Raw genomic sequence first — 8,281 nt, forward strand, 5'->3', positions numbered from 1 at the left:
TGAGAACTGCGCCCATGACATCACGATGGAGAAAGCTACCGGCCCTGCTGCTGTTCGGAGTGGGACTTCTGGGTGGTAGAGCGATCGCTCAAACCCTACCCCTACCTGCCGACTTGATTGCCTTTAACTCTCCTCCGGACCAGGAACTTTTGCTAGAACGTGAAGCAGAAGAGGATTTTTGAAATCTTAGCAGCCAATTTATAACACAGGTAAATCAAGCATACTATGGTGTTGCAAGTATGGTGATGGTGCTTAATAGTTTGGGAATTCCTGCCCCTGTAGCGTCCCAGTATGAGCCTTACCATGTATTCACGCAAGAGAACTTTTTTGATAATTCATCAATTCGTGAAGTATTAAACCCCGATGTGGTCGCTCAACAGTTCAGATTAAGAAGCTGAACACTTAAATCCTTTAAAGTAAGTGTGTAATGCTGTTGTTTACCTGTTGCGATAAAAGAGACAATTGTCTCACAAGCTACCGCTACCGTTAGCATCACCAAATTACGTGCTAAAGGATAATCACAGACATCATCATTGGCATCAGACGGAACTCGATAAGCATCATTCCAAATAACTTCTGCATACTCCGCAGAAAGCCCAGCATGAAGGCAAGGAATCTCAGTGCGATCGGCATAATCCTTTACGGCTTGACGAGAGGTGCTGTTGTCAAAGACGTCAATAATCAAGCCACTATCTCTAAGGAGTTGAGCAGCATTTACCGCAGTCAACTCTTTGGTTTCGGCTTCTACCTTGGTTCCGATCGCCCGATACAGATTATTGGCTAAGATTTTGGATTTGAATGCACCAACATCCGAACGGTAGTAGGGTTGAGTTGACAGATTCCGTTCCTCAATGCGATCGCGATCAATAACTTTCAGATTGCCAAATCCAGCACGAACTAAATTTTCAGCCAGGTTTGCACCCAAGGCTCCTGCACCACAAATGGTCACAGGGAAATTCTTTAGCTTCGCCATTACCACATCTGTCCGGTGAAGCTGCTCATGAAAAAAGATGCTCATTATCTCACCACTCCCGATGTTCCATCACACCTACCAACGATTGCAGGTCGAAGTCGCGATCGCGTCCACTCAGACAAATACCAGAACTGACAACGGTCAGGTCGCCTTTAGCGATCGCACTGGTATGACGCACACCATCTGATGTTGTCCAATCCACTGTCCAGTAATCCCCTCGATCCTGGAGCTGGTGTAGTTCACCGCCACCCAATTTGAGAGCTTGCCGCAGTCGCTTTTCATCCCGTTGAGGTTGGGCAAATTTTTCTATCTGCTGAGCCGCTAACTCGTAGAGCGTTCGCATTTCTGGAGTCATCCCCTTAAATTGCAATTCCTCAACGGGAGTTAACTGTTTGAGGTTGGATTGCAAGGTTTCAGCGATCGCAGGGTCAGCGCGGCGATCAATGTCCTCAAACCAACAGGAATTTCCATTCCAGCGAGCGAGAACTTGCTCAAAGGCAACGCCTTCTGTCACCAGATGAGCAACCAAAGGTTTAACTGCCTTAAACCGCTGCCGCATATCCACTTCATTGATTGGATACGCCAGCCAACTTTGATTTTGTAAACGATATGCCAACCGCAATCGAACTACTAGAAACTGCTGCAAGTAAGTAGCGATCTGGGGTAAATCTGCTCCTTCAACTAGCATTGCGGTTTGTTCATCCACAGGCCGAAAAATGCCCCATCCTTCAAACTGCCGAGGTTGAGAAGTGAAGGTGTAGACCATTCCTGTCACCCGTGTCCGAACTCGTCCACCCTTAACACAAGGTGCGAGAAATTGAGTTGATTGCAATTGTGCTTCAGCACTCGCAATCTGGTTGAGTAGCTTACGGATGTCAGTCATCGTAATCTCCTGCGTGCAAGTGTGGTTGAATTTAGTGCCGAGTGGTAGGCATCAGCCACATCCCCGTTCGCTCCAGCCAGTTTTTTACCAGCGGCTCTGGAAGACGGTTTAGCAGCTTGAGCATGCCCCATGTATTGACCTTCATGGCTTTAGCTTCCCTGGCTGGAAGGAAGGGGACTACCCAGCCCAAAGAGATGTGGCAGTCCAACTTCCTATTTATCCGATCGCACGGGCAATGGCGTGTCCAGAATCTCCATCAGCAACTCCAGCCGAGAAGGGCGCGTCAGCAGCGGTACAAGCTTGGGTAAGCTGTAGTAGTTCCCCGCAAAGGTAGAACGTCTCTACAGGCGCTTGCTGTCCCTTCAGTTGACTCTCCAGCCAGTTGCAGTAACCACCGACACGGACAATCACGACATTGGGCATCACTGCCAGCTCCCGGTAATAGGTCTTGTAGACCTCACCGAAGTAGGGAGCCACGTTCTCCCCCTCGACTGACGAGGGTTGAACTCGCTAACACTGGTGTCACAAACCAGCCCCTCCACCACTTCGGGTTCAGTCGCAGTGGCTCTGATCGGAATCGAACCAATCACCTCCCGATGAGAGTTGCACTCATCCCTCGTACAAGTTCACAAAGCAGTTTTTGGCTTCTTAACAGGAAGTTGTATGTAAGCTTTGCCGGTTACTGCCACTAGAGCTACAGACCCAGGTTTTGGTGGATTCTGGTCGGATTTGAACCGACATCTTCCTGCTTGCAAGGCAGACGCTTTCCCAATTAAGCTACAGACCCATGATTACCGAATGGAAGGCGAACCCAGATCAAGAGAGAGCCGCATCCTTATTGGCAGCATCGGCGGGAAGTTACACCCACTTCTCCATGCTTGAGAGACACGGCAACTGATCTCTTCGTCCACGATGCTCAAGATTTCCTTTCTATAAGGCACAGAGCACCCCAAAAATAGGAAACAAAGCGAGGGTGATGGGATTTGAACCTACAATATCCAGTTCGACGGACTGGTGCTTTAACCCGCTAAGCTACATCCTCAAGATGGAAATTATTCACTTGTTCAGGTTCGGAGGGGTTACTACAGAACCTTCGTGAGAGGTTACAGTGTTAATACTACAGTTATACTACAATCACACTACAAGTTGTCAACCCTGTGCCATGATTTTTTGAAATAGGAGAGAGTGCTTGTTCGAATAATGGTTCTAATGCTTTGAAAAGTCTCTCAACAGCTGATTTTTCTTACGCAAAGCGCATGAAAAATCAGCTGTTCAAACAACCTCTTACAACGCTTTTCAAGCGCTGTAAGAGGTTGTTTTTGTGAGAGCCGCGCTGCGCGCGGCTCCCACAAAAACAACCGTGGCTGATTCAAGCGCAAAGCGCTGTAGGTTAAGGAGGAAACATGGGAATGGCTCTTCTGCCACAACTTGCTTCTCCTGAAAAATAGTATCCGTTAGGCTGCCCGTCGTTTACGTCTTCGGGGTAACCATTGTTCTCCTGCATCGCGAAATACATCATGCAGAATTAAATAAAAGCATGGAATGATGAACAGCGTTAATAATGTTGCAAGGGAAAGTCCAGAAAACACCACGATTCCGAGCGGTTGAAGAAATTCACCTCCTTGTCCCAATCCCAATGCCAGGGGAAACATGCCGAGAACAGTCGTAATGGTTGTCATAAGAATTGGGCGGAGGCGTTGAGGAGCTGCACTGAGTATGGCAGCACGACGATTAACTCCTTTCTCCTCACGAATCTGGTTGGCAAATTCAACCATAATGATGGCATTGTTAACAACAATGCCTACCAGTAGCACAGCCCCCACAATAACGGTGGCACCTACGGCTGTCTGAGTCAGGAACAACCCAAAGATACCGCCAATTAATGCCAGTGGAATGGTAAAGAGAATCACCAATGGGTCTACTAAGGAGTTGTATTGCACAGCCATCACGACGAATACGAGAAAAGCTGCCAGCCCTCCTAGAATCGGAAGGGAGGATTGCAATTGCTGGTTACTTTGAGCAGCCGTGCTGGGAAGTAAACTGGCTCCTGCTGGTAGATCTATGCCCTGGATGATCTGGTCTACCTCCTTCAACGCATCTCCCAGGTTAGCTCCCTCATTTAGATTGCCTGCAATAATATACACTTGCCGCTGATTAATTCGCTGGATTTGGCCTGGAGCCTGCCCTTCTTCAATATCTGCCACATCACCCAGGCGAATGGGACGGTTATTCGCTGTGAATAGGGGTAAACTTGCCAGCTGGGATGGGCGGCTAATGGCTTCATCGTTTAACTCCACCCGTACATCGACCAACCGATTTCCCCGCTGCAGCTGGGTCGCTACACTCCCCTGAATTGCCGTTTCTAACGTATCACCAATATCCTGGATATTCAGGTTGAGAGCAGCCAGCCGTTCGCGATCGCGGCGAATCTGAATCTCCGGTTGACGTGGATCGGCATCCGCGCGAAAACTGGCCAGCGTTGCCTGCTGCTCTAATGCCTCAAGCACTTGACGCCCCGCCTGATTCAGCGTTTGCTCATTATTGCCCTGCAAAATTACATCAATCTCTGCTCCACGCACAGGAGAGTTGTTAAGAATTAAGCCACGCACCTGCCCAGGATTGAGCCGTAGCCGTATATCAACCAGGTTAAGCTTCTGAAATTCTTGAGTCACTCTGGAAACAAAGGCTTCCACATCGGTTCCTGGCTTCAGAGTGATGGTGCTGGAACTCCGCAGTGGGTTTTCGCTGGTATTGCTACCAAACAAAAAGCCGCCAATGGTTGTGAATACATACTCTGTTTCGGGTTGTGCCCGTACAATTTTATCCACTTCATCCATGACTTTGCGGTTGGATGCAATGGGCGTGCCGGATGGAAATTGGGCAATCAGGTTTGCCTGCCCCGTATTGATGCGCGGCAGGATTTCCTGAGGTAATCGAGTTGCCATAAAAGCACCGCTCACCCCGAATATCAACACGATGCTTGTAACAACCAACCATCGGTGATCTAAAACCCAGCCGAGGAAACGACCGTAGCCGTTAGTTGCAGCCATGAACCGCTGGTTAAATTGGCGTAAGAACCAGAACTTATCAATGCCTGTAGACCAGCGAATAGCTAAAAGCCGTGAAGTTGCCATTGGGACAACCGTAACGGCAATGAGAATGGAGGCTGCAACCGCAAAGGTAATCGTTAAAATCAATTCATTAAACAGCAGGGCAATAAATCCACCAATCAATAGAAAAGGGAGAACAGCAACCAGGTTTGTACTGGTTGAAGCAATCAGCGCCGATTCAATCGACTGGCTGCTTTCAATCGACTGCTGAATCAATTTCTTGGAGCTGAGACGGGTTTTACTATTCTGTCCAGGCGTTACTCCCGCGCCTTCAGCGATCGTCTCCAGCATCACAATCGAGTTGTCTACCACAATCCCCACGCCTAGCGCCAACCCCCCCAGGCTGAAAACATTGAGGGAGAGGTTGAAGACCCCCATCAGAATAATGGCGGCCAGGGTTGCCAGAGGAATTGCCAGCACAATAATGAGAGTCTGCCGAACGGACCCGAGAAATAGTAGAACGGCGATCGCCGCTAATCCTGCCCCAATCAATCCAGAGGATGTCACATTGGAAATTGCATTTTGAATAAATACCGATTCATCCAGAGTTGTGACCAGTTGCATATCTTCTGGGATCACTCCCTGCTGACGCAACTCCTCCAGGCGTTGTTTCACACCTTTCACAACCGTAATGGTGTTCGCATCGGGTTGCTTTTGAATACTAACTTTAACGGCTGGTTGTCCATTCAAATTGACAAAAATCCGCTGTTCTCGAGTGCCGTCAATGACCTCAGCGAAGTTTCGCAAGTAGACCCGATTGGTCGGTGTACTTTGGGCTGGAGATTCGTTACCCTGAGCTGTTTCTGTCTCCTGGGTTCCACTGTCTGTACCCCCGGCAGCAAAGGATAAATTGCGAATCTCCTCCGCATCCTGAAACCGTCCGATCGCCCGTGTCAGGGGTTCTGAATTTCTGCCGTAAATCCGTCCACCTGAAATGTCCTGGTTGTCCTCTTCCAACTCCGTTAGAACGTCACGCAGACCAACCCCAATCGCTTGCAAGCGATTTAGATCGAGCAGCACTCGGACTTCTTCTTCTTCTCCCCCTGCCACATCAACGGCAGCAACTCCTTCCACAACGCCCAGCTCTCGTGCTAATTCTTCATCCGCAAAGACCCGTAACTCTACCGGGCTGAGGGACGTGGAGGTGACCGCCATCTCGTAAATGGGAGACTGAGCAGGGTCTACTTTGAATAAGCGTGGAGATTCAATAGTATCAGGTAGTTCGCCCTGTGCTCGGTTGAAGGCGGCCGTGGCATCGTTTAAGGCCTGATCAATGTTGCCACCTGGCCTGAAGAACAAATCCACGCTGACCTGTCCTTCCCGCGTTTGGGAATAGACCTGCACAACACCTTCGGTTGCAGCTAAGGCCTCCTCCAGAGGCCGGGTCACTTCATCGACCGCAACTTCGGGAGAGATACCCGGTGCATCTACCCTGACACCAATACGGGGATAGGTGATGGATGGTAGCAGATCAACCGAAAGAGTCGTAATAAAGAAGACTCCGATCACGATAACGGCTAACGTCAGCATAAGCGTACCAATATGCTGACGAATAGAAATAGCACTAATACTGAAAGAAGGAGATGATGCCATAGGAGAAAGGGTTAAAGGGTGAGGGAAGGATTGTACAAAGATGGAATGACACTGAGTCAATTCGCTATCGTTTACTCAGCAGCCAATACGTTTCCTTATCCTTCTGGAGGGTTTTCCTGTTCCGATAGAACGCTAAATCGAATGGCGTCTCCGTTTTTAAGCGGCCGAGTGCTGCGGACAACGTAGCGATCGCCCTCCTCCAAGCCCGAGATAATTTCAACCTGGCCATCACCCTGCCTACCGAGCGTGACCGAGCGAGCTGTCACGGTTGCCTCGTCACCTGAACCCGTCACAACAAAAATTGTGCCAATATCACTGGGTAAATTCCGCCCTTCTCCAGAAGCCTTCTCGGATGGGTTAGCTTGAGTAGAATTGGATGCCGATTGTTCTGGTTGATTCCCACCTGATGACTGGCTACGGTTGTCTTGATTCACCTGTAAGGCGATTTCGGGAACGACAACGCGCGATCGGTTTGTACGTTGAGTGAACACGACCCGCGCCAGTAAACCACTACCGATTTGGCCGCCAGGATTGGGAATTGTGACTTCAACGGGAATAAGCCGGGCAACCGGATCTGCGGCGGGAGAAATGCGGTCTACGCGTCCGCTGAAGGTTTTCTCCGGAAACGCATCGAGTCGAACCTCGACAGATTGGCCGGGTTGAATAGTGCTCAACTCCAATTCCGACAGTTGAACCGCGACTTTGACCTGACTAAAGTCTCCCAGACGCAAGATTTCACTCCCGGCCTGGATGATATTTCCGGGTTCAGAACTGCGCTCTAACACAGAGCCAGTCACCGGAGAACTGAGTACGGTAAATCCTTGCTGTGCACGCCCTTGAGCCACAACTGCCCGCTGTGCCTCTACCCGTTGTTGTGCTGCGACGACCTGCTGTTGCCGACTGCGAACCTGCTGTTGTGTAGACCGCAACGTTGCTTCCGCAGTATCGACGTTGGTCCGGGCCTGCTCTAGCTGTTGAATTGGAATGGCTCCTTCTTGGGCAAGAAATTGTAGGCGGCTCAAATCCGAACGGGCCTGTTCTAACTCGCTTGCAGCGCGGGTGACTTGAGTTTGAGCATCACTAACCTGGGCTTCAACATTGGCTACCTCAGCTTGAAGGGCGGCAGCTTCGGCCTGTGCCTCCGCAACGGTAGCCACCTGTACTGTGTTATCAAGACGGGCAAGGGATTGTCCCTGCTGAATGCGATCGCCCACATCCACAGCCAGATCCAATAACTGAGCCTGTATTTGCGATCGGAGTGATACTTCTCGGAATGGTTGGGTCGTGCCTGTATATTCCAGGGATTCCTCCACATTGCCAATCTGGGCGATCGCCACATCGACGGCCGCAGCTTCTTCCTGGGCTTGCTCCTGACCATTCCTACTACTAGGCTCAGCATCAGCTTTCGGTAAATTACAGCCTGTTAATGCCAGCAGTAACACGACCAATGAAGCCCGACAGATGATGCCAGTTCTTCTGGAATTCAACAGCGAAAGGGGGAACATACAGCTTTTCCCTACTGCTTTACATTTCTTAGTTAGTTAAACTAACTATTAGTCTTACGTAGTGTTAGCTCATTTCTTCTATGCCCTTAGATGGATATATGGCTTATAGAGCCCATTTGATATCTTAAGAAGGGGCTGAAAGCCTCTTCAGCATTAGCCGGATGAAGCAAAGATCGATTTGGGCTTTGGCGTGAGATAAAGTACGCTCAAAGTTCTT

5 protein-coding genes, 3 tRNA genes and 3 pseudogenes are annotated in these 8,281 nt (G+C 49.6%); 2 read left to right on the top strand and 9 right to left on the bottom strand.

Going from position 1 to position 8,281, the window contains the following annotated elements; genetic code table 11:
• Positions 1 to 14: 14 nt before the first annotated feature.
• Positions 15 to 182 (top strand): hypothetical protein, encoded by a 168-nt coding sequence (locus tag NDI52_RS22875; protein ID WP_199307982.1) that lies wholly within the window; start codon positions 15 to 17, stop codon positions 180 to 182.
• A 15-nt stretch (positions 183 to 197) separates the two neighbouring features.
• Positions 198 to 398, top strand: a pseudogene (locus NDI52_RS22880) (phytochelatin synthase family protein); the annotation flags it as partial.
• On the opposite strand, the gene NDI52_RS22885 reads toward NDI52_RS22880, so the two are convergent.
• The 9 genes and pseudogenes from NDI52_RS22885 to NDI52_RS22925 form a co-directional block, all read right to left on the bottom strand.
• Positions 374 to 1,018, bottom strand: coding sequence for a ThiF family adenylyltransferase (locus NDI52_RS22885; RefSeq protein ID WP_190773566.1), 645 nt, complete (start codon positions 1,016 to 1,018; stop codon positions 374 to 376). The pseudogene NDI52_RS22880 and the gene NDI52_RS22885 sit on opposite strands and share 25 nt — an antisense overlap.
• Before the next feature lie 4 nt (positions 1,019 to 1,022).
• Complete coding sequence (locus tag NDI52_RS22890) at positions 1,023 to 1,856, bottom strand: hypothetical protein (protein ID WP_190773567.1); 834 nt, start codon at positions 1,854 to 1,856, stop codon at positions 1,023 to 1,025.
• A gap of 212 nt (positions 1,857 to 2,068) precedes the next feature.
• A pseudogene (locus NDI52_RS22895) lies at positions 2,069 to 2,345 on the bottom strand (hypothetical protein); the annotation flags it as partial.
• Positions 2,343 to 2,415 (bottom strand) — tRNA-His (locus NDI52_RS22900). The pseudogene NDI52_RS22895 and the gene NDI52_RS22900, both read right to left, overlap by 3 nt.
• Positions 2,416 to 2,566: 151 nt before the next feature.
• Positions 2,567 to 2,643, bottom strand: a tRNA-Ala gene (locus NDI52_RS22905).
• A gap of 181 nt (positions 2,644 to 2,824) precedes the next feature.
• Positions 2,825 to 2,898, bottom strand: a tRNA-Asp gene (locus NDI52_RS22910).
• A 412-nt stretch (positions 2,899 to 3,310) separates the two neighbouring features.
• Entirely contained in the window at positions 3,311 to 6,559 is a 3,249-nt protein-coding gene (locus NDI52_RS22915) for an efflux RND transporter permease subunit (protein ID WP_190773568.1), read from the bottom strand.
• 95 nt (positions 6,560 to 6,654) lie between these two features.
• Positions 6,655 to 8,064 carry an efflux RND transporter periplasmic adaptor subunit gene (locus NDI52_RS22920; RefSeq protein ID WP_190773569.1) on the bottom strand — a complete coding sequence of 470 codons (1,410 nt, stop codon included), beginning with the start codon at positions 8,062 to 8,064 and terminating at the stop codon, positions 6,655 to 6,657.
• Between the two features lie 124 nt (positions 8,065 to 8,188).
• Positions 8,189 to 8,281: pseudogene (locus tag NDI52_RS22925) on the bottom strand (IS5/IS1182 family transposase); the annotation flags it as partial.

This window comes from Leptolyngbya sp. PL-A3 (assembly GCF_039962325.1).
Classification (GTDB): Bacteria; Cyanobacteriota; Cyanobacteriia; order Elainellales; family Elainellaceae; genus Vacuolonema.

Coding starts and splice junctions, on each gene's coding strand:
- NDI52_RS22875 (WP_199307982.1), top strand. CDS start 15: ATGACATCACGATGGAGAAAGCTACCGGCCCTGCTGCTGTTCGGAGTG.
- NDI52_RS22885 (WP_190773566.1), bottom strand. CDS start 1,018: ATGAGCATCTTTTTTCATGAGCAGCTTCACCGGACAGATGTGGTAATG.
- NDI52_RS22890 (WP_190773567.1), bottom strand. CDS start 1,856: ATGACTGACATCCGTAAGCTACTCAACCAGATTGCGAGTGCTGAAGCA.
- NDI52_RS22915 (WP_190773568.1), bottom strand. CDS start 6,559: ATGGCATCATCTCCTTCTTTCAGTATTAGTGCTATTTCTATTCGTCAG.
- NDI52_RS22920 (WP_190773569.1), bottom strand. CDS start 8,064: ATGTTCCCCCTTTCGCTGTTGAATTCCAGAAGAACTGGCATCATCTGT.